The sequence below is a fragment of the Ensifer adhaerens genome (assembly GCF_020035535.1).
Classification (GTDB): Bacteria; Pseudomonadota; Alphaproteobacteria; order Rhizobiales; family Rhizobiaceae; genus Ensifer.
Map to the genome: position 1 here is coordinate 792,697 of NZ_CP083350.1, position 20,897 is coordinate 813,593.

The window sequence follows — 20,897 nt, forward strand, 5'->3', positions numbered from 1 at the left end:
TTTTCTTACTTGATCAGCCGCTTCGAGCGGGCAACCGCCTCGTCGAGATGCTGCTTGGCATTGCCCTGATCGATCATCGTCGCCTCGATGGCACGGGCGAGATTGTCCTGGACCTTGCCCCAGTTGGCGTTCTTCAGGAACGCATGGGTCTCGGTGTTGGAGGTCGCGAGGATGTCGAAGAAGGGCTTGTAGATCGGGTCCTTGGTCATGCCCTTTTCTTCCGCGACGCTGGTGCGAACCGGCAGGTCGTTGACGCGCATGGCAACGGCTTCGGGCGACGAGAAGAACTTGACGAATTCCCAGGCGAGGTCCGGATGGGCCGCATCCTTGGCGATCGAGATCGCCGAGACGCCGAGCGCCGAATGCGCGGTCTTGTCGCCGAACTTCGGCAGCGGCGCCACGCCATACTTGATGCCGGATGCATCGATGCCGGACTTCGACCACATGGCGCTCTGGAACATGGCGATCTTGCCGCCCTTGAAGAGCGTGCTGCCCGACGTGTCGTCGCCGAGGTTCAGCGTGATCGCTTCCTGCTTCTTGGCCATATCGCCGAACATGTCGAGCACCTGCGCAGCCGCATCGCTGTTCATGTAGCCGTCGATCTGCTTGCCGTCGTCGGAGATGTATTTCGTGCCGTTCGACCAGAGGAACTGCTCGAAGTCGTACGGATCCGGCTTGGCGTCGACGGCAAAGCCGTAAACCTTGTTCGGCTCGTCACGGAACTTGGCAGCCTTGGCGCGCAGGTCGTCCCAGGTCCAGCCGTCCTTCGGCTCCTCGACGCCGGCCTTGGCGAACATGTCCTTGTTGTAGAAGACGACTTGCGTGGTGAAGCCCGACGGCATGCCGTAGGTCTTGCCCTCGACACGAACCGTGTTCATCAGACCCTTCGGGAAATCGTCCGGCTTGATCTCGGCCGCGTCCTTGGCGATCAGATCGTCGAGCGGCTTCAGCGACGTGTAGTACTGCGGGAAGTTCCACATATACATGACGTCAGGCGGGTTGCCGGCGCCGAAGGCGGCGATCAGCTTCTGATCGTAGCCGTCTGCGTAGGGCTCGACCTGAACCTTCACGCCCGGGTGCTTTTCCTCGAACTTCTTGGCGATTTCCTGCTGGATCGCCAGGCTTTCATCCGTGTCCCAGGTCGCAAAACGCAGCACTTCTTCCGCGCGGGCCGTTGCGGTTCCGGCCATCGCCAGAACCATCAGCGAGCCGATGATCGACTTCCTGTTAAGCATGCTTCTCCTCCTCATACGGGTTACGCGACCCGCTTTGCCTTTTCCTGATTGATGAGCGCCTGCGTCTCGACATCGAGCCTGCGCGCGACCGCCTGCCCCTCGCCATCGAACAGATGGCAATGCTCGGCCGGCAGACGCAGGTGCACGCGCTCGCGGGCGGAAACCGGATGCGTGCCACGCACGACCGCGGTCATGTCGCCGCCGTTTTCAAGGCTGATATGGACGTGACTTTCGGTGCCGAGCCGTTCGACCAGGCGCACATCGCCGACGAGGTGACCTTCCTCGGCCGAAACCAGCTCGATCTTGTCCGGACGAATGCCGAGCGTCACCGACTTGGGCTTGGCGACCGGTGCGGCCGTGAGCATTTCGAGCGTGAGCGGATGGGCGAGACCTCCGCCGGCAAGCGTCACCGAAGTATCGGCCTGCGATGTCACCTCGGTCGTCACGAAGTTCATGCGCGGCGAACCGATGAAGCCGGCAACGAAAAGGTTGGCCGGCTGGTAGAAGAGTTCGAGCGGCGTGCCGAACTGGCTGACCTTGCCCTTGTCGAGCACCACGACACGATCGGAAAGCGTCATCGCTTCCACCTGGTCGTGGGTGACGTAGATCATCGTCACGCCGAGACGCTCATGCAGCGCCGCCAGTTCGACGCGCATGGTGACACGAAGCCCGGCATCGAGGTTCGACAGCGGCTCGTCGAGCAGAAAGAGTTTCGGTTCACGCACGATCGCGCGGCCGATCGCCACGCGCTGACGCTGGCCGCCCGAGAGCTGGCGCGGCTTGCGGGCAAGCAGCTCCTTGATGCGCAGGATGTCGGCAGCATTGTCGACGCGCCGATCAATCTCGTCGCGCTTCATGCCGTTCAGCGCCAGGCCGAAGGACAGGTTCTTGCGCACGTTCATGTGCGGATAGAGCGCGTAGTTCTGGAAGACCATGGCGATATCGCGCTTGGCCGAGGCGACGTCGGTGATGTCGCGGTCACCAAGGTGGATCGAGCCACCATCGAGATCCTCGAGACCGGCGATCGAGCGCAGCAGCGTGCTCTTGCCGCAGCCGGACGGACCGAGGAAGCAGACGAACTCGCCATCGGCGATATCGAGGTTGATACCCTTCAAGACTTCGAGCGAACCAAAGCCTTTGCGCAAATTGTCGATGCGGATCGCTGCCAACGGGCCCTCCCTGCCGGCGGTGCACTGCTATGACCATCAGCCCGGTCGCAGCACAAAGTTAAACGTTTATATGCACGATAAAAACGTTTAACTTTCTTGTAAAGCGAAAAATCGCGTCGATCGGATTTTACCGCTGAAGACACGGTAGACAGCAAAACGGCCACCTGAGGGCGGCCGTTTTGACTTTTTCGTCAGATGGTTAGAGCAATTCCGGGAAAAATGTGAAGCCGATTTCCGCCCGGAATTGACGTCATCTCGAAGCCAACCGCCCAAGCGTATCGTCCAATGCATCGAGGAAACGGTCGCAATCCTCAGCACTGAAGGGCGCCGGCGGCTTCACCTTCAGCACATTGTGGTGCGGCCCCTCGCTGCTCAGGAGAATGCGGTGCTTGCGCTTCATCTCGGCAATGACGAAATCGAGCTCACGCGCAGCCGGCTCCTGCGTTTCGCGGTCACGCACCAGCTCGATGCCGTTGAAGAGGCCGTGCCCTCTGACGTCGCCGATGATCGCGTGCTTTTGAGCGAGTGCCCGTGCACCGTCCATCAGCCTGTCGCCGACGACGCGGCAATGATGCATCAGCCGCTCGTCACGGATGACGTCGAGCACGGCAAGGCCGATCTCGGCCGAGACCGGATTGCCGCCGAAGGTGTTGAAATACTCCATGCCGTTGGCAAACGAGGCCGCGATCGCTTCGGTCGTGACGACCGCCGCCATCGGGTGGCCGTTGCCGATCGGCTTGCCCATGGTGACGATATCAGGCACGACGCCCTGGAGTTCATGCGCCCACATGTGCCTGCCCACACGGCCGAAGCCGACCTGTACCTCGTCGGCAAGGCAGAGGCCACCGGCGGCGCGCACATGCGCATAGGCCTCGCGTAGATACCCCTCCGGCAGCGATAGCTGCCCGCCGGTTCCAAGAATGCCTTCGCTGAAGAACAGCGCCGGGCGTCGACCAGCGGCAGCGAGAGCCGCAACCTGGTTGCGCACGTCTTCGGCATATTTCAGGCCCGCATCCACATCGCCATAGCGAAAGCGCCCGCGATAGAGATCCGGCATTTCGGCGACCTTCACATGCGCCGCCTGCCCCTCCCCGCCCTTGCCGGCGAATTTGTAGGGGCTGACGTCGATCAGGCTCGACAAATGGCCATGATAGGCGTGGTCGACGGTGATGATATCGCGATTGCCGGTATAGGCACGCGCCAGCCGGATCGCGAGGTCGTTCGCCTCGCTACCGGAATTGACGAAGAAGCAGACGTTGAGCGGGTCCGGAAACTGCGCGGCGAGCCTGCGGGAATATTCGACCAGCGAATCGTGCAGGTAGCGCGAATTGGTGTTCAGCCGCTGCATCTGCGTCTGCGCGGCTTTGACGACGCGCGGGTGGCAATGGCCGACGTGGCAGACATTATTGACCATGTCGAGCCAACGCGTGCCTTCCTCGTCGATCAGATGCGCGCCCTCGCCGCCGACGATCTTCAACGGTGCAGCGCTATAGGCAATGCTCAGCGACCGGCCGATACGACGATGGCGCTCACGCACGAGAAAGGCCTTGTCGCGCGGGACGATCACCGAAACCGGGACCGAAAGGCCGAGGACCACGCTCGGGTCCGGGCTCACCTCGCGCCAGACCTCCCACTGGTCGCCGACACCGACGCCATGCATGCGGCCGCCAAGGCCGAGATGGTCAGTGACGACCTGGAAATGCAGATGCGGCGCCCAGTTGCCGTTTTCGTCCGCGGCACCGAAGGCCGCGAAGACTTCGCCCTTGGCGATCGCCTGCCCCTCGGAGAGCTTGGCAATGCTGTCGCGCGACAGGTGGCCGTAGAGCGTCCAGAAGCGAACGCCGTTTTCGATGTCGTGCTCGAGAAGTACGGTCGGACCGAAACCATGCGCGACGGCATCGTCATGAATGAAAGCGACCTTGCCGGCAAAAGACGCCGAGACCGGCTCGTCTGCCGGCGCGAAGATGTCAACGCCGAGGTGCACCGAGCGCCTAGCACCCTCGATTGCCGTCGCATAGGCGTCGCCCTGATAGATACCACGGTCCTCGCCATAGAGGCCGATGCCGAAGGTGGCGCCGTCGCTGCCGATCTGCGCCGCAATACGGGCGTCGGCTTCCGCCGCGTTGAGGCTCGACCATTGCGCGGCCTCCGGGCCGGCGGCGGAGAAATCGAACACCTTCACCTTCGGCTTTTTGACCGAAGGGCGAACGATCGGCGCGAATTCATGCGCGTTCCTTTCCAGCCAGCGAACCACTTCCGCGGCATGCGGGATAGGCGCAAGGCCGCAGGCATCGCGGATGCGCGCGATGGCAATCACGCGATTTTCGCATTGCAGGCGGCTCAACTCGCGCCAGACATCCTCCTGGCTGACGAGCAGATACGTATTCTCGGGATTGTCGCGGATCTGCTTTGCCGCCATGCGCATGCTGACGGCGTAGCGGGTCTTGACGAGATCAAAGACCAGCTCGACTTCCGTTTCGGTTAGCGGATTGACCTGATGGTAGGCCCCGGCGAGGGCAGCAATCGTGCCAACCGGGTCGTCAGAAGCGATCAGCGCGTAGGCCGATGCAACGGCGACCTCGATGACGCGCCAGGTCTCGACCATGTCGCCGAAATCGAGCAGGCCGCTGACCATTCCGTCATTGTCGAGCAGCACGTTGTAGTCGTTGGCGTCGTTGTGAATGACCTGCACCGGGCAGGTCGCAAGGCGCGGCAGAACCGTTGTGGCGAAATGATCCAGAATCGCATCGACTGCCGCGCGCTTGTCCGCGCCGTCGATCAATTCCACATGCTTGCGGTGCATGTCGGCGCGTCCAATGTCCCAGGCATAAAACCGCTTCGCGCCGGCATGGACGAACCCTTCGAGGCTGCGGTCGAGCCCGGCCAGCAGGCGACCGAGGCTCTCGGCGCTGGCGACATTGCGCACTGCCGCCTTGGCCCAGATATCGCCCTGCAGCCAGGAAAGAAGCCGCGCCATGCGCCGGCCGCGAAGCTCGATCCCGCTTGTGACAGCTCCGGAGCGATCGCGAAACGCGCGGGAAATCGACAGATCCGTCGATTTGGCGGCAAGGTGTTCAAGCACCGCCACCTGCATGTCGAGTTCGTCCGCATCACCGGCCGCATGCAGCTTCAGCAGGAACTCGCCACCATCGGTGGCAGTGACGCGATAATTGAGATCGTGCTCACCCGGCAGCGGCGAGAGGCTCGCATCGATGCCGTAGGTCTCCTTGAGCCAGGCACGGATCATCGCCAGTTCCTGCTCGGTTCTCAAATCACGCTCTGCCATTTTGCCTGCCTGTCCTGTCACCACGAAACCCGCCGCCCGTCATAGGCGCGGAAACTGCCGCTATCGGCCAAACCTGTGCTGTCGATGATCGCCTTCAGCCCGGCCGCGCTCGCTTCCACCGAAACGACGGCCTCGCTGCCGCCCATGTCCGTCTGCACCCAGCCGGGATGCAGCGAGACGACGGAGATCCCGTCGGCCTTCAAATCCTGCGCGAGCTTGACCGTCGCCATGTTCAGCGCCGCCTTGGAGCAGCGATAGGCATAGTCGCCGTCGTCATCGTCGAGCGTGCCTTCGGCGAGCGACCCGGCGCGGCTGCTGATATTGGCGACGACGCTATGTTCGCCGGCGCGCAGGTTCGAAAGGAGCGCCCGCGTCACCAGCAGCGGCGCTAGCGCGTTGACCCGCATCACATCGAGAAAATCATCCGGCTCCAGCGTCGCGAGGCCGCCGATATCGCCGCGCACAGCCGCATTGTTGATCAGGAGATCGATCGCGACGCCCTGGAGCGATAGCCCCAGAGCGTTGATCGATGCCGGATCGGCAACGTCCAGCGCCAGCCGATCCGTCACCCCTTCAGTCGGGACCGGTCCCCGCTGGCAGGCGACCACCCGCCAACCGTCCTCGGTGTAGAGCCGCGCGAGCTCCGCGCCGAGCCCGCGGGAGGTGCCAGTGATCAGCACCGTGCGGGGTCTAGCGGTGCTTGATGTCATATTTCCGCTCGATCATGTTGACGAGGCTGGCCGCGGCCAGCGTCAGGAAGATGTAGAAGATCGCCGCCGAGTTATAGGGTGCAAACGGCAGAAAGCTTGCCGACTGGAACTCGCGCATGCGCTGGGTGATGTCGCGGATCGACAGGATCGACAGTAGCGACGTGTCCTTGAGGATCGCGATCAGTTCGTTGCCGAGCGGTGGAATGATGATGCGGAAAGCCTGCGGCAGCACGACGAGGCGCGCCGTCTGCCAGCGGTTGAGGCCGATACTGCGTGCCGCTTCGACCTGGCCGACGGGGATGGCGTTGATGCCCGAGCGGAAGATTTCGGCAAGATAGGCCGAATAAGCAAGCGCCATGGCGACGATGCCGCGCATGAGGTTCGGCGGATCGAGAACCCCTTGCGTCGCGTCCTTCAGCGCCCCGCTCAAGGGCAGGCCGACATAGAGCACGATCACCAGCATCGGAATGCCGCGGATCGTGTCGACGATGAACTCCGATCCGATCGCCAGCGGATGGCGCTGATGCAGGTAGCCGCCGAAAGTGAGTAGGCCAAGGATGATCGCAAGGACGGCGACGGTGACGCCGGCGGCACGATCGCGGTCGTTCAGTGCCTCGGTCTTCCAGAGGACGGGCATATCAGCCGGCGCGGAAGCAGCTGGCAGCAGCGCCCCCGAAACGCCCTCGCTCTTGGCTATCGAGGCGAGCGCCTCGGCCGGGCCGACAAAGGTGCGCACCGGTGTTTCCGTCTGCGGTGCACCGTCATACTGGCCGAAGCGCACGGCGCTGATCAGGCCCGCCGGCGTGTTGGTGACGATACCGACCTTGCCGTCCAGCGTACCGGCCAACACGTAGGTGTCGCGCGGCTGCATGAGGAACCAGCCGGCTGAAACGGCCAGCACCAGCGTGGCAATCGAGAAATAGAGGCTCGTCCTGACCGTCGAATGCAGTTGCAGCAGCCCGACCCAGACGAGCCCCATGAGCGCTGCGAGAAGATAGGCGGCGATCGCCGCACGAATGGTGGTCGCCACACCGGCCGCAAAGGCGATGTGGGCGAAGAAGAAGACGAAGACGAGACCGGCGCCGTTGACCAGGCCGATCATCCAGCGGGCGACGCGCCGCGCCTTTCCATCGGAAGGGGCATCGTCACGGCCGCTCAGGAAATGGAGACCGAGGCCAGCCAGGGTAACGGCGAAATAGGCAGGAAACAGCCAGGCCTCGACACCCTGCACCATCAGATCCGCAGCTTCGGTCAGTTGCCGCGGGGTCATGCCCTTGACGATCAGCGTAGACTTGAACGGATCGACGCCATTGGCGACGACGGATGCGATGAAGGGATGGATATTGTGGCCGATGACGAGAACGGCGGCCGCAGCGAGATTGAGCAGCGCCGCCACGTTTGCCAAGCGCGGACGCGGCGCTTTCGCGCGCGACAGCACGAGCACGGCGATACCCGAGGCGAACGCGATCGCCAGCGCCAGAAAGCCCGGCACGAAGGCTGACGAGCCGTTTTCGACACCGAGGATCGCCTTCAACGAGCGCTGATAGTCGCCGGAGGAAATGAAGAGATAGATGATGAAGGGCAGCGCGGTCAGGATGATGAGATTGCTCGGACGCACGCTTCTCAGGAACGACATTCATTCCTCCGGGGGCATAGATTAGACAGACGGAGGACCCGGAGCATGCTCCGGGTCCGATCGGCATTGAGAACTTACTTCAGGCCCCAATACTTGTTGACGAGTTGGTCGAGCGTGCCGTCGTCCTTGATCATCTTCAGGCCCTCGTTGAAGGCCGCGACGTTTTCGTCGCCCTTGCGGAAGACGAGGCCGAGCGGATCGGATTCCAGGTCCTTGATGGCGACGACGAGCTCGCCGGCAAACTCACGCTCGTAGGCGGCCGCATTGGCGCCGTTGATGACGACGCCGTCGACGTCCTTGTTTTTCAGCGCGATAATGGCGGCGCTGAACGTATCGTAAGCGGCGACGTTCTCCTTGCCGACGACACTCTCGGCGACCTGGGCATCGGTCGTGTTCGCCTGGGCAGAGAGCTTTCTGCCGGCCTCCTTGAAGGCTGTAAGCGTGATGCCCTGATCGTCAGCCCGCATCAGCACGGCCTGGCTGTTGACAATGTAGGGATCGGAAAAATCCATCGCCTTCTTGCGTTCCTCGGTGATCGAGACGCCCGATGCGACGAGATCGAAGCTGCCCTGGTCGAGGGCTGCGAAGATGCCGTCCCAGCCGGTCGTGATGAACTCTGCCTGGCAGTTGATCTTGGCGCAGACTGCGTTGACCACGTCGACGTCGAAGCCAACGACCTGTCCGGTGGCCGGATCGATGCTCTCCATCGGCGGCGAGGTGGTGTCGGATCCGACCTTCAGCAGCTTGCCGCCGAGATCGGCGGCATGGGACACGCTCGAAGCAAGGGCCGCAATGGCCAGGGCAATCATCAGTTTCTTCATGGTTCTCCTCCTTGGATGATTAACTTTGGATCAGGCGGCCGCCGAGATTGTCGGGCTGCCGTGCGATCAACGTTGGCCTGAACACCTGCCGCAGCGCCACGGGGTCGTCCCCCTCCATCCGGCGCAACAGGAACTGCCCGAGCGTGCGGCCGAGCACCTCGATCGGCTGGTAGAAGGTGGTGATCGGCGGCGTGAAATAGGCACTGACATTGATATCGTCATAGGCGATGACGTCGACATCGACGCCGATCTGGCGCCCAAGACTGCCGAGCCCCGAGAGCACGCCGAGCGTGGTGGATTCGTTGATGCAGACGAAGGCGGTCGGGGTCTCCTCGACCTGCAGGAAGTCAATGGCCGCTTGCCGGCCGAAATGGGTCGAGAGATCGCCTTCGGCGATCAGGTCCATCGGCGCGTCGAGACCTGCCTCGCGAAACGCCCGGACGAAGCCGTCGATCCTGTCGAGCGCATAGGACAGCCGCCGCTCAGGATTGACCAGCGCAATCCGACGGTGGCCGCCCGCGATCAGCCGCGCGGTCGCCGCATGCGCGGCCCATTCGTTGTCGATGTCGACATGGGCATAGTCGAGATCCTTGCGGCAGCGGCCCATGGAGACGAAGGGAAAGTGCTCGGTGACGAGCAGATCGATGCGGGGATCTTCGGCGAGAATGCCGGAGAAGATCAGCCCGTCGGCAAGTCCCTGATCGACGATGCGGCGCGCCGCTTCGGCGCCGTCGGCGGCGTCGCGGATGACATGCACCGACATGCGATAGTCCGTACCGTCGAGCGCCTGGCTGATGCCGCTCAAGGTCTGGGTGTATTCGACGCCGTCCCATTCATAATCGCGCGCGGCAGTCACCGGCATCAGCACCGCGGCTTGAAAGCTCTTGCCGGTACGCAGTGCCATGCCACGGGCGTTCGCCTGGTAGCCGACCTCCCGCGCCGCCTTGTAGATGATGTCTCTTGTCGCCGGGGCGACCACGGGGGACTCGCGCAACGCCTTCGAGATCGTGGCGATGGAATAGCCCGTCATCTCGGCCAGGGTCTTGATCGTCGGCGTCGGTGTGCGCCGCGCCCTGTGCATCTCCGTCGCCATGCACCCTCCCAGGCGTCAGCATCTCCTTGAGCATAGAGGTAACAGCCAATAAAAACGTTTTCAAGAAAAATAAAAACGTTTTTATTTTAAAGAGAGGACGCGAATGCCGGGTGGCCTTGCTCCCAATACGCGCTAGGAGAACAGAACGGGCCGTGTCGTGCAGAGTCATGCGCGATCCTGGCTGCCTTTTGAAGAGCCTTTCGTTTCAGAAGGAATTGCAGACCTTCGCAGTCCGGTATCTGTTGCAGCCTATCGAGCAACCGGATTTGACCGCCACGCTTCATCATATATCCTTCGGCGTCGCCGACATCGAGCGCGCGGCCCGGTTCTACGATACCGCATTGGCGCCGCTTGGCTATGTGCGGGTCTGGGACGACATTCGGCCGGGCGAGGCTGACCAGGTCGTCGGCTATGGCGCTCCAGGGGGCGGGGACAAGCTGGCGATCAAGCTCCGCCGGGAAGGACGAGGGGCCGGATTTCCACCTTGCCCTTGCGGCACCGAACCGACGGGCCGTCGACAAAATTCCATCAAGCCGCCGCGGCCGGGAAAATGGCGCACCCGGCCTGCGGGTCCACTACGGGCCCAACTACTACGCCGCCTTCGTCATCGCCGGAATGAAGATACAATAGATCAGCGCGAATTTGTTCAGCTTCAATGTGGTCTTGAATTGGACCAATCCGATCTCTCTTCGCATCGAGTTCTCCGACCGGTCGACGACCGCCCTCCTGAGGGTCCATATGGCATGGCGGAATGGGGGGCCGTTGAGGTCCACCAGTTGCTCGACCGGTTCCCCGCCACAGAGCGAACGATCGAGGCGACAAGCAAGATCATCGATGCGAATAGTACCGTCGTCGGTCTCGCTCTCGTTAGCGGCAACGTTCCGATTCTCTGCGTCTGGAACTGCGATGACGAGCTATACTACGGCAGTTTTGATGCCATGACCGAGCAGGATTGGGGAGCCCGACCCAGAATTTCAGACGCTGCGTTCGCGGTGAAGTAGGTCACGCTCGCGCCATATGTTGCGCCGTCACTTCCGTCTCTGCAGCTTCCACGCAAACAAAAGGCCGCGAAGCGCGGGCTTCGCGGCCGGTTTTTGTTCAAGCCTGAGGTTCGCCCAAGGGCGGAATCCCTCAATCCATGTCGTCGTTGTCGGGCGCGCTCATGTGATCGCGGTTGCCGTAGATGATCTCGCGCTTGCCGACATGGTTTGCCGGGCCGACGAGGCCTTCCTTCTCCATGCGCTCGACCAGCGAAGCGGCACGGTTGTAACCGACGCCGAGGCGGCGCTGGATGTAGGACGTCGAGCACTTCTTGTCGCGCAAGACCACCTTGACCGCCTGGTCGTAGAGCTCGTTGCCGTCTTCGGAGGCAAGCGCGCTCTTGTCGAAGACCGGCGTCTCTTCTTCGGGCTCTTCTTCCTCCTCGTCGGCCGTGACGGTCTCGAGGTATTCCGGACGCCCCTGGGTCTTCAGATGCGCGACCACGTGTTCGACTTCGAGGTCGGAAACGAAGGGACCGTGGACACGGGCGATGCGTCCGCCGCCTTGCATGTGCAGCATGTCGCCCTGGCCGAGCAGCTGTTCGGCGCCCTGTTCGCCAAGGATCGTGCGGCTGTCGATCTTCGAGGTCACCTGGAACGAGATGCGGGTCGGGAAGTTCGCCTTGATCGTGCCGGTAATGACGTCGACCGAAGGACGCTGCGTCGCCATGATCAGGTGGATACCGGCCGCACGCGCCATCTGCGCCAGGCGCTGGATCGCGCCTTCGATCTCCTTGCCGGCGACCATCATCAGATCGGCCATCTCGTCGACGATGACGACGATGTAGGGCATCGGCGCCAGATCCATTTCCTGCTGCTCGAACAACGGCTCGCCGGTGCCCTTCTCGAAGCCGGTCTGGACCGTGCACATCACTGGCTCACCCTTTTCACGGGCGGCGGCGGCGCGCTGGTTGTAGCCGTCGATATTGCGGACACCGAGCCGCGACATCTTGCGATAACGATCTTCCATCTCGCGCACGGCCCACTTCAGCGCCATGACCGCCTTCTTCGGGTCGGTAACGACGGGGGTGAGCAGATGCGGAATGCCGTCATAGACGGAGAGCTCGAGCATCTTCGGATCGACCATGATCAGGCGGCACTGGTCCGGGCTCAGCCGATAGAGCAGCGACAGGATCATGGTGTTGATCGCCACCGACTTGCCCGAGCCGGTGGTGCCGGCGACCAGCAGATGCGGCATCTTCGCGAGCTCGGCAATGACAGGCTCACCACCGATCGTCTTGCCGAGGCAAAGCGCCAGCTTGTAGCCGGTCTTGCGGAAATCGACGGATTCGATCAGCTCGCGGAAATAGACAGTCTCACGGGTGGCGTTCGGCAGTTCGATACCGATGACGTTGCGGCCGGGAACGACAGCGACGCGGGCCGAAAGGGCCGACATGGAGCGGGCGATGTCGTCGGCAAGATTGATGACGCGCGACGATTTCACGCCAGGCGCCGGCTCGAATTCATAGAGCGTGACGACCGGGCCGGGGCGAACATGGATGATCTCGCCCTTGACGCCGAAATCTTCGAGCACGCTTTCGAGCAGGCCGGCATTCTGTTCCAGCTGCTCCTGCGTCATGAAGAAGCCCTGGCCGACGGGCGCTTCCTGCAACAACTCTTCGGATGGGAATTCGTAGCCGTCGGCGCTCGGAGCACGGTCGGTCGAACCGATGGCCGGCATGTTGCTGGGGGCGCGGGTGACCTGCGCCGGCATGGTGATCGCCGCCTTCGTGGCGACCGGCGCCGGTTGCTCGATTTCGACGGGTTCGGCCTCGATGATTTCCGCAGCGGCTACAGACACTGGCGCTTCAGCCACGGCAACGGGTGCCGACGCGACGTCGGCAACGGCGTCAGCGGTGACAGCAAGCGGTTGCTGTGCTGGCACATCCTCCGGCTTTGCGCCGCGGACGTCGACGACGCGGAACAACGAGGTGATCGCCGTCGGCGGCATGCGGCGGATTTCAACCGGGCGCACGGGCGCCGGCGGCGTGACCAAGGCGGGCGCAACGGCGGCGGGAGCGACGACGGGTGTCATCGGTGTCGGGGCGGTCGTCTCGACAAACGGCTTCGGATGCGCGGCTTCCGCGCCGGCAACCTCGGCATCATCGGCCGGGCCGAATTCGAAGAAGGCGAAATCCGACAGGAAGACAGAATGCGCAGCGCTCTGATCGACGGGAGCGTCGGCTGTGGCCTGAGCGGGCGCGGGCTGCACCTCAGCGACCGGCACCGAAACGGCGAGCGGCGGCGTCAGAACCGGCGCAAGTACTGCACCGTCATCGGTCGGAGCTTCGACACGCTCGAGCATCGCCGGTTCGATCGTGTTTTGCGCCGCGGTCCAGGTCGGCAGCTGGTTCGTCAGCATCCGCAACAGTTCGGACGGACTATAGGATGGCAGTGTGGCCTCGGGCTGCGGCGCATCTTCGACGGCGGTCGCCGGCGCTTCCGTCTGCGTCGGCTCAACCGGAGCCGCCATAGGGGGCTCGACGGTTTCCACGGAAACCGGCGCAGGCTCGACCGTCACCTCGACGGTTACCGCTTCGACTTCGGTTGCCGAGGCTTCTTCTCTCGCCGCTTCGCTTTCCTCGACCTGCGGTGCGCGCCGCTTCATGAATTCGCGCTCCGGCGTACGGGTGAAACGCACGTTCGGCGCCAGGAAGAAATGGCTCTCCCACGTCGAATCGCCGTAGTGGCCGGCGATCTCGGAAAGAGTCGGCAGGGGTTCGCTCGTCATCGTCGTCACCTGTGCCGGCGCATAGGCCGATCCCTGCCCGTAAAGACGGACAGCACGGTTTACGGTTTCGGTTTGCTGGTTGGCTGGCCTGCGGGGGGCGGCCGGCGCCTCATACAACTGATAGGGGTCGGCGGAGTCCGCCTCATGGGTGGGCATACCGCTCAACGCATCGTCATGCGGACCATCGAAATAATCCGCCTGGTTTGCATCATGCAAAGCAGCCTGTGAGAAGTTTGTCCTGGGAATACGCATGGGTCCTGGAAGAGCTAGAGACATCGCCGCGGGGCCTCCTAAGCGATAGGAAATGAAGGTTAACAACTCCCTTCCAACGCCCCGTTTCGGACCGTCACCCGCGATCGATTGTTGCCTCGCTGTGGGCCGGAAGCCACGCCAAGGCCCGGCCCGCCAAGGCGGGCGCGACGGACAGTCGCCAACGCCGCGCGGTCGAAAATATTTCTTTGGGAACGGCGCCGTCTCCGTCTTCGACCGGCCACCTGTGGTGGCAGACTACCAGCCTCGCTGTGAAAACGAATCGGGCCGGCGTGAGAGCATCACGCCGGCCCGACTAGACCCGGAAATAACGGCAGTCGGTCAGCCTTCGCGGCCGGACGCAAACATCGCATGATGCCTGGCAAGCAACTCGGCCACTTCGTCGATGAAGGCCGGATCGACGTCGGCGGCAAACTCGATGCGGACATTCTTGCCGTCGCGCTTGAGCTTGGCAAAGGCCCGCCCGCCAGCATCGACCAGCGTTTCCGGTTTTACCGTTTCCGGCTTCGGCTTGCGCGACAGCCGGGTGAAGAGGATCTGGAAACGGTGATCGCTTTCCGCTTCGAGGAAGCGGCGGGAGCGGCACTCCTCCTGCGCGACCTGAACGGCGGCCTCGTCTTCAAGCAGTGCCCCGAACGCCATCCAGCGCTCGCGGCCGACCTTGGGCGCCGGGCCGATGGCGCGGGCGATGACCGGCGGCACGCCTTCGGCCACCTGGATCAGACGCGACAACTCGCTCTTCTGCACGGCAAGCGCCTCGCCGATCACCTTGCGATCGAAACCGCGGTCGGCAAGTGCCGAGGCAAACATCGCCCGCTCGATGAAGGAGAGATTGCGCCGCTCGGCGTTCTCCTTGCCCTGCGCGAGCACCAGCTCGTCGTCTGTCAGCGGCCGGACGATCGCCTTGACCTTGATGCCGAGGCTGCGGACCGCGTTGAGGCGCCGGTGGCCATAGGCCGTCTGGTAGCGGCCCTGCTTCTCCGGATGCGGGCGCACAAGGATCGGCGACTGCTGTCCGCTGTCGCGAATGCTGTCGGCAAGGGCCAGGAAGTCCGGATCATCGGTTTCGCCGTCGGTCAGACGGTCCTCGACGAAGGAAGCATCGATCAGGTCCGGATCGAGTTCGACCACGCGCTCGCCCTGGTGCAAGGCTTCGCGCAGTGCACGCGCCTCTTCCGCCTCACGGGTGATGCTGCCGAGCGAAAGACCCATGGCCTTGATCGCGCCGGAGGCCGCGCGGGGAACTTCGGCAAGCGGTGCCTTGGTCGTCGCAGGGTTGCCGGGCTGGGCGTTCGTTGCTGCGGCAGATTGCGTGTCGTCAGCCGATGCTGCCGGTCCTGCCGGCGGAACGTTGCCGGAGAACAGGGCGCGCAGTTCGTTCTTGCGGTTACCAGCCATACCGATCAGCGCCCCCATGCTGCATGAATGAGTGCTTCGATCTCGCCGTTGACGGCGTTCAGCGATTCGACCGCGCGGTCGTAGGTGGCGCGCGTGAAATTCTCGCGCCCGACCTCGTACAGCGTCTGCTTCGTCAGGCCGGCATCAGAGACCGCCGTCGACTTCACCATGGCCGAGGTCAGTACGCGCTCACCGAAAAGCGAGCGCATGAAGCCGACGATCTGTGCCTGCGGTCCGTCGTTCGGCTCGAAGCGGGTGACGAGATAGCGCAGGAAGTCGAAGTTCAGTTCACCGCCGGCTTCGCGCACGACACTGAGAAGGTCCGACGTCATGTAGAGGAACTGGTTCATCGACGCGACGTCGAGCATCTGCGGATGCACGGTGACGATGACGGAGGTCGACGCGCAAAGGGCCGAGAGCGTCAGATAACCGAGCTGCGGCGGGCAATCGATGATGACGACATCGTAGTCGTCGGCGACGCTGGCGAGCGCCGTCTGCACGCGGGCAAAGAACAGCGGGCCGGCATCGCTGCCGTTGTGGCGGGCGCTGAGTGCCTGCGGCGTCGTGTGTTCGAATTCCTGAAGCTCGAGATTGCCGGGAACGAGATCGAGACCGTCGAAGTAGGTCTTGCGGATGATGTCCTTGAGCGGGCGGGCTTCGGCATCGTAGCGGATCGCGCCATAGAGCGTGTCGTTGCCGGTGAGATCGAGCTCCGGCTGGTAGCCGAAGAGGGCCGAAAGCGACGCCTGCGGGTCGAGGTCGACGGCAAGCACCCGGTGACCGGTCATGGCCAGATATTGCGCAATGTGGACCGACGAGGTCGTCTTGCCGGAGCCACCTTTGAAGTTGGTGACCGAGATCACCTGCAGATGCTCGCCGGCTTCAGCGTCGCGCCATTTCAGATAGCTGCGCGCCTTGGCGGCGTTGCCCTTGGCAAGCGCCTGTTCGGCCAAGTGCCGGCGGAGCGCGTTGATATCGGACAGCGAATAGGAGCGGCGACCGCCGAGGCCCGTGTCCGGCTGCGGACCTTCTCCGGCAAGCGAAAGCTGGCGCAGATAGCCGTCCGAAACGCCGATCAGCTTGGCCGCCTCGCCGGAGGTGAAGCTTCGAAGCGTCTTCATCGCCGTCGGCGGGAAAAGCCGTTCGCGCATCGCCTTCAACTGTTCGGAAAGAGCGCGCGCATCCGCCGCGATCGCTTCGTCGGCCGGACGGCGGGCCTGGGAGTGATCCGCGCCCTGCCTTGCCTGGGTTGCCGTCATATTCATTCCGCCCTACTCCTTGCATGCACCTGACGGTCCGACGCGACCGAAGGGCATTAACAGAGATTATATTCAAATACGGCCAATCAGCACTTATTCGAAAAACTCCGTAACAGAGATGCCCGAGCTTATGATTCGCGTCAAGAGTCCGGCCGCGATCGGAGGCGGATGCGAGCGATGTGCCGAAGGTGCCAATCTCGCAAAAGAAAACGCCCGCGACTGCGGCGCGGGCGTTCGATAAAGCCGTCAATTAGCAATCAGAGCTTGGGACCGATGTGGGTCGGGATCGGGCACTGATAGGGTTTATCCTCCGTTTTTTCGCGCCACTCCGCCTTTGCACGTGCCAGCAGGTCGGCATCGAGGATCAGGTCGAGACCCGTGGCCGCCAATGACTTCGCGGCGTGGGCGAATGCCTTGTGGGCGGCCGGGCTCTTGCCCTGCGCGACGACCTGCCAGGTGTGCGGCGCAGTGCCGATCGCCCAGGCGGGCGCCCAGCACTGTGCGGTCGGGGTATTCCAGCTGACATCGCCGACATCGGTCGAGCCGGCACGAAAATGCGACTGCCCCTCGAAGTCGCGCAAGCCGAGGTGCAGGCCTGTCGAGCCGTCGAGACGGCTGTTGGCGAAAACGTCGCCCTTGATCTGATAGAGGCGGATGCTGCTCGAGATCGCCTCCTGGGTCAGCGTCGTCTGGATGTCCTTGGCAAACGCGATATCCGCCTCGTCGAAGGGAACCGGCCCCAGCGCCACCATGTTCTCGTGGATTGCAGTTTCCAGAGCGATGTTGGGCAGGAGGTTCGTCGCCGCCCGGTCGAAGACGATCTCGACCTCGGTCTCCGTCATCATCGCCGCTCCCTTGGCGATCTTGTCGATGCGGGCGGCAAGCGCTAAGGCGTCCGGCATCTGCGGCGCGCGTACGAGATAGAGCGCCTCGGCGCGGGCCTGAACGACGTTTGCAGCCTTGCCGCCGGCATCGGTGATCGCATAGTGCACGCGGCAATCCTGCGGCATGTGCTCCCTTAGGAAGTTGACGCCGACATTCATCAGTTCCAGGGCATCGAGCGCGCTGCGGCCGAGATGGGCGCCATTCGATGCATGCGCGGCCACGCCCTTGAAGCGGTAGTAGATTTCGAGGACGGCGAGATTGTTGGTCGAGCGAACGCCATTGAAGGGCGCCGGATGCCAGGTCAACGCCGTGTCGACATCGGCAAAGACGCCGGCGCGCGCCATGAAGGTCTTGCCGGAACCACCCTCTTCGCCGGGGCAACCGTAATAGCGTATCGTGCCCGGCAGCCTGTTCTCCTTGAGGTAGCGGGCAAGCGCGACGGCAGCGAGCAGCGAGCCGGTGCCAAGCAGATTGTGGCCGCAACCATGACCCGTGCCACCCTCGACCGCCGCCTGCGCCTCGGCAACGCCCGCCACCTGGCTAAGCCCGGCCAGCGCATCGAACTCGCCGAGGAAGGCGATCACCGGGCCGCCCTCACCGATCTCGCCGACGAAGGCGGTGGCGATTTCGGCGAGCCCGCGCGTCAGGCGAAACCCGTACTTCTCCAGCATGGCGGTCTGGGCCGCTGCGGACTGTTCCTCGTGGAAGCTCAGCTCCGCATGGTCCCATATGGCATCGCTCATGGCGGCGAATTCGGGCTTCAGCGCCTCGACGGTTTCGACAAGGGCAGTCAGGGCGGATGATTTTGGCATGAATCTTCCTTTTGCAACGGCGCGGGGCGCGGTCGCATCAGTTTTGCTATCGGTGGATCGAAGATGGCGACCGAGCGGCCGCCATCTCATTGGTCGGATCGGGCCGAGGCCGGATCAGTCGTCGAGGGTCACTTCCCAAAGGCGGGTGTTGGACTGCCACACGGGCTCACCATGCAGCTTCTTGGTGGCGCCCCAGATATCGACCATGTCGTACATGAAGATCCCCGGGACTTCCTCGAGCATCAGCTTGTGGAATTCGTCGAAGATCGCCTGACGCTTGGCCTGGTCGGCCTCGACGTAAGCCGCCTTCATCAGTTCGATCGCCTTCGGATTGTCCCACATCAGCGATGCGTTCTTGTCCTTGTTTCCGACGTAGAAGCTGTACATCAGTGCCGGGTCGAGGCGCGGGGCGACCGACTGCGAAATCACCTGATAGTTGCCGGAACGACGGCGATCGACCTGGGTCGCGTAGTCGAGCACCTCGATCTGCACGTTGAGGCCGACCTGCTGCATCATCGCCTGGGCGACGACGGCAGCCGGGAAGCTCGGCACGTTGCCGCGCTTGTTGGCGATGATGGTGATCTGCTCGCCCTTGTAGCCGGCGTCGGCGAGGTTCTTCTTCGCCTTTTCAAGATCCATCGGGATCTTGGTTTTCTGGACGTCCGAATAGAAGATCGAGTCCGCGGAGACCATCGACGCGTTGGCTTCGCCAGTGCCGTTGGAGACGGCGGCAACGAGCTGGTCGAGATCGAACGCCTCGGCCATGGCACGGCGCACCGCCACATTGCTCAGCACCTTGTCGCGGGTCTGGAAGTAGAGCAGGTTCTTGCCGTTGTTGCGCTTGACGATGAGCTGCATCGTGTCGCTGTCCTTGAACTCGGCGATGAGATCAGCCGAGATTTCAGCGGTATCCAGCGCGCCGGAGAGGAGGCCCGTCTTTACCGTCGAAGCGTCCGGGATCACCATGAACTTGATGCCATCCACAAGCGGCCGCTTCGAGCCGACCATGCCGTCCGGCTTGCCTTCATTGGCGGGCGAGACGTAGTCGGCGTACTTTTCGAGCCGCACATACTCGCCCTTCTTCCACTCGGCCCACTTGAACGGTCCGGTTCCGATGGGTGCGGCAAAGGCGCCGTCGGCACCGACGGAATCCTTCGAGACGATACCAGTGTAACCGCATTCCGGCCGCGCCATCAGGCCGAGGAAGACGGCGGACGGCTGCTCGATGCTCATGGTGACGGTGGATCCATCGGCTGCGGCCACGTTCGTCACCTTGATCGACTTGCTGCCGTCGAAGTCGCCGGCACAGGTCCACTTGGTCTCCGGCTTCATGTAGCGGTTCCAGTTCCAGACCACGTCTTCCGCGGTCAGCGGCTTGCCGTTGTGGAACTTGACGTCGTCGCGCAGCTTGAACGTATAGGTCAGGCCATCGGCGGAAACCTCGAAGCCCTTTGCGAGCAGCGGCTTCACTTCGCCGTTTTCGGCGTAGCCGACGAGACCTTCAACGATGTGGAAGATCACCGAGTCTGTGTTGCCGTCACGGTTGACGCCGGGCTCGTTGCTGCGGATGTCCGAGCTCTGGGCGACCGTCAGGTCGCGTGCGTGGCCGAGCGCGATCGCGCTCATCAGCATGGTTCCGGCCAAAAGTATGGTCTTCATGGTTCCTCTCTCTTTTCTGATTGTTGGTGTGTGGTTCAAAAAGCGCGCCAGCAGGCCTGTGACAGCTTGCCGATCGTTTCGAGCGCGATGGTGTAGCCGGGCGTGCCGTCGGACATCAGCGCAGGCACGCCGTCTGTAAAGGCGGCGATGGCATAGAGCGGCTTGCCGTCGCGATAGACGACGCCGGCATCCATGCGGCCGCGTTTGCCGCGACCACCCTTGCAGGCGGCGACCGTATCGAAGGGCAGTCGCGAGCGGATGCCGTAACGCAGCACCTGGTTCTTCAGCGTCTGCACGGCAAAGGCGGCGAGTTCGACCGTAATGCCAAGCCTGGCGGCAGCCGTGGCATCATGCTCAGCGGCGAGGATCAGTTCCAGGAGCATCACCTGGTCGGCGGCCGTCGTCGTGGTGACGTCGGCCAGCGAATGGTCGGGCTTCAGCGCCAGCGGCGGAATGAGGAAACGGTGGTGCGTGCCCACCATGCCGAGCGCCTTGCAGTAGCTGTCGACCTCTTCGAGCGTCAGGCGCTCGAACACCATTTTGGTACAGACATTGTCGCTCAGCACCATCATGCCGACGATGGCATCGCGCAGCGAAATGACGATGCCGGGCGTCAGGTAGCGGAACATGCCGCTCGCCACTTCCTTGCTGAGACGTGCTTCGTAAGTGATCGGCTCATCGAGGCTAAGCCGCCCTTCGGCCACCGCCTTCAGCGCTGCCATCATGATCGAGGTCTTGCGGGTGCTGGCCGATGGCGTCTCCTCATGCTCGCCGCGACCGATGGTTTCGCCGGTCTGAAGGTTGCGCACCAGGAAACGGGTGACGAAGGGTTCGGCAGCGGCGATAGCGTTGAGCTCGGCCGCAAGCGCGCCAGACTTGAGTTCGTTGCTCAT

At 63.2% G+C, this 20,897-nt stretch carries 14 protein-coding genes and 1 pseudogene; 2 read left to right on the forward strand and 13 right to left on the reverse strand.

Going from position 1 to position 20,897, the window contains the following annotated elements; translation table 11 throughout:
- Positions 1–5: 5 nt before the first annotated feature.
- The 7 genes from LAC81_RS24075 to LAC81_RS24105 all read right to left on the reverse strand — a co-directional run bounded on the left by LAC81_RS24075 (position 6) and on the right by LAC81_RS24105 (position 9,950).
- On the reverse strand, positions 6–1,235 hold the full coding sequence (locus tag LAC81_RS24075; RefSeq protein ID WP_223729674.1) for an ABC transporter substrate-binding protein: 1,230 nt from the start codon (positions 1,233–1,235) through the stop codon (positions 6–8).
- A 20-nt stretch (positions 1,236–1,255) separates the two neighbouring features.
- The gene (locus tag LAC81_RS24080; protein WP_223729675.1) at positions 1,256–2,404 is read right to left on the reverse strand and encodes an ABC transporter ATP-binding protein; all 1,149 of its coding nucleotides are present in this window, start codon (positions 2,402–2,404) and stop codon (positions 1,256–1,258) included.
- A gap of 250 nt (positions 2,405–2,654) precedes the next feature.
- Positions 2,655–5,690 (reverse strand): aminotransferase class III-fold pyridoxal phosphate-dependent enzyme, encoded by a 3,036-nt coding sequence (locus LAC81_RS24085; protein WP_223729676.1) that lies wholly within the window; start codon positions 5,688–5,690, stop codon positions 2,655–2,657.
- A gap of 17 nt (positions 5,691–5,707) precedes the next feature.
- Positions 5,708–6,370 carry an SDR family oxidoreductase gene (locus LAC81_RS24090; protein ID WP_328717879.1) on the reverse strand — a complete coding sequence of 221 codons (663 nt, stop codon included), beginning with the start codon at positions 6,368–6,370 and terminating at the stop codon, positions 5,708–5,710.
- Positions 6,371–6,380: 10 nt separating this feature from the next.
- Entirely contained in the window at positions 6,381–8,036 is a 1,656-nt protein-coding gene (locus tag LAC81_RS24095; RefSeq protein WP_223729678.1) for an amino acid ABC transporter permease, read from the reverse strand.
- 74 nt (positions 8,037–8,110) lie between these two features.
- Positions 8,111–8,857 carry a transporter substrate-binding domain-containing protein gene (locus LAC81_RS24100; RefSeq protein WP_113539539.1) on the reverse strand — a complete coding sequence of 249 codons (747 nt, stop codon included), beginning with the start codon at positions 8,855–8,857 and terminating at the stop codon, positions 8,111–8,113.
- 19 nt (positions 8,858–8,876) lie between these two features.
- Positions 8,877–9,950, reverse strand: coding sequence for a LacI family DNA-binding transcriptional regulator (locus LAC81_RS24105; protein ID WP_223729679.1), 1,074 nt, complete (start codon positions 9,948–9,950; stop codon positions 8,877–8,879).
- A 266-nt stretch (positions 9,951–10,216) separates the two neighbouring features.
- Here LAC81_RS24105 and LAC81_RS24110 point away from each other — a divergent pair.
- Positions 10,217–10,580: pseudogene (locus LAC81_RS24110) on the forward strand (VOC family protein).
- 113 nt (positions 10,581–10,693) lie between these two features.
- On the forward strand, positions 10,694–10,951 hold the full coding sequence (locus LAC81_RS24115) for a hypothetical protein (RefSeq protein WP_223729680.1): 258 nt from the start codon (positions 10,694–10,696) through the stop codon (positions 10,949–10,951).
- Between the two features lie 130 nt (positions 10,952–11,081).
- Here the strand turns inward: LAC81_RS24115 and LAC81_RS24120 are convergent, their stop codons facing one another.
- The 6 genes from LAC81_RS24120 to LAC81_RS24145 all read right to left on the reverse strand — a co-directional run bounded on the left by LAC81_RS24120 (position 11,082) and on the right by LAC81_RS24145 (position 20,897).
- Positions 11,082–13,973, reverse strand: coding sequence for a DNA translocase FtsK (locus tag LAC81_RS24120; protein WP_223729681.1), 2,892 nt, complete (start codon positions 13,971–13,973; stop codon positions 11,082–11,084).
- A gap of 339 nt (positions 13,974–14,312) precedes the next feature.
- The gene (gene repB / locus LAC81_RS24125; RefSeq protein ID WP_223729682.1) at positions 14,313–15,389 is read right to left on the reverse strand and encodes a plasmid partitioning protein RepB; all 1,077 of its coding nucleotides are present in this window, start codon (positions 15,387–15,389) and stop codon (positions 14,313–14,315) included.
- A gap of 5 nt (positions 15,390–15,394) precedes the next feature.
- Entirely contained in the window at positions 15,395–16,648 is a 1,254-nt protein-coding gene (repA, locus tag LAC81_RS24130) for a plasmid partitioning protein RepA (protein WP_113539573.1), read from the reverse strand.
- Between the two features lie 257 nt (positions 16,649–16,905).
- The gene (locus LAC81_RS24135) at positions 16,906–18,345 is read right to left on the reverse strand and encodes a M20 family metallopeptidase (RefSeq protein ID WP_223729683.1); all 1,440 of its coding nucleotides are present in this window, start codon (positions 18,343–18,345) and stop codon (positions 16,906–16,908) included.
- 114 nt (positions 18,346–18,459) lie between these two features.
- Complete coding sequence (locus LAC81_RS24140; RefSeq protein WP_223729684.1) at positions 18,460–20,004, reverse strand: ABC transporter substrate-binding protein; 1,545 nt, start codon at positions 20,002–20,004, stop codon at positions 18,460–18,462.
- 35 nt (positions 20,005–20,039) lie between these two features.
- A complete protein-coding gene (locus LAC81_RS24145) occupies positions 20,040–20,897 on the reverse strand; it encodes a serine hydrolase (protein ID WP_223729685.1) in 858 nt (285 codons plus the stop codon).

Coding starts and splice junctions, on each gene's coding strand:
- LAC81_RS24075 (WP_223729674.1), bottom strand. CDS start 1,235: ATGCTTAACAGGAAGTCGATCATCGGCTCGCTGATGGTTCTGGCGATG.
- LAC81_RS24085 (WP_223729676.1), bottom strand. CDS start 5,690: ATGGCAGAGCGTGATTTGAGAACCGAGCAGGAACTGGCGATGATCCGT.
- LAC81_RS24095 (WP_223729678.1), bottom strand. CDS start 8,036: ATGTCGTTCCTGAGAAGCGTGCGTCCGAGCAATCTCATCATCCTGACC.
- LAC81_RS24100 (WP_113539539.1), bottom strand. CDS start 8,857: ATGAAGAAACTGATGATTGCCCTGGCCATTGCGGCCCTTGCTTCGAGC.
- LAC81_RS24105 (WP_223729679.1), bottom strand. CDS start 9,950: ATGGCGACGGAGATGCACAGGGCGCGGCGCACACCGACGCCGACGATC.
- LAC81_RS24115 (WP_223729680.1), top strand. CDS start 10,694: ATGGCGGAATGGGGGGCCGTTGAGGTCCACCAGTTGCTCGACCGGTTC.
- LAC81_RS24120 (WP_223729681.1), bottom strand. CDS start 13,973: ATGCGTATTCCCAGGACAAACTTCTCACAGGCTGCTTTGCATGATGCA.
- repB (WP_223729682.1), bottom strand. CDS start 15,389: ATGGCTGGTAACCGCAAGAACGAACTGCGCGCCCTGTTCTCCGGCAAC.
- repA (WP_113539573.1), bottom strand. CDS start 16,648: ATGACGGCAACCCAGGCAAGGCAGGGCGCGGATCACTCCCAGGCCCGC.
- LAC81_RS24135 (WP_223729683.1), bottom strand. CDS start 18,345: ATGCCAAAATCATCCGCCCTGACTGCCCTTGTCGAAACCGTCGAGGCG.
- LAC81_RS24140 (WP_223729684.1), bottom strand. CDS start 20,004: ATGAAGACCATACTTTTGGCCGGAACCATGCTGATGAGCGCGATCGCG.
- LAC81_RS24145 (WP_223729685.1), bottom strand. CDS start 20,897: ATGAGCAACGAACTCAAGTCTGGCGCGCTTGCGGCCGAGCTCAACGCT.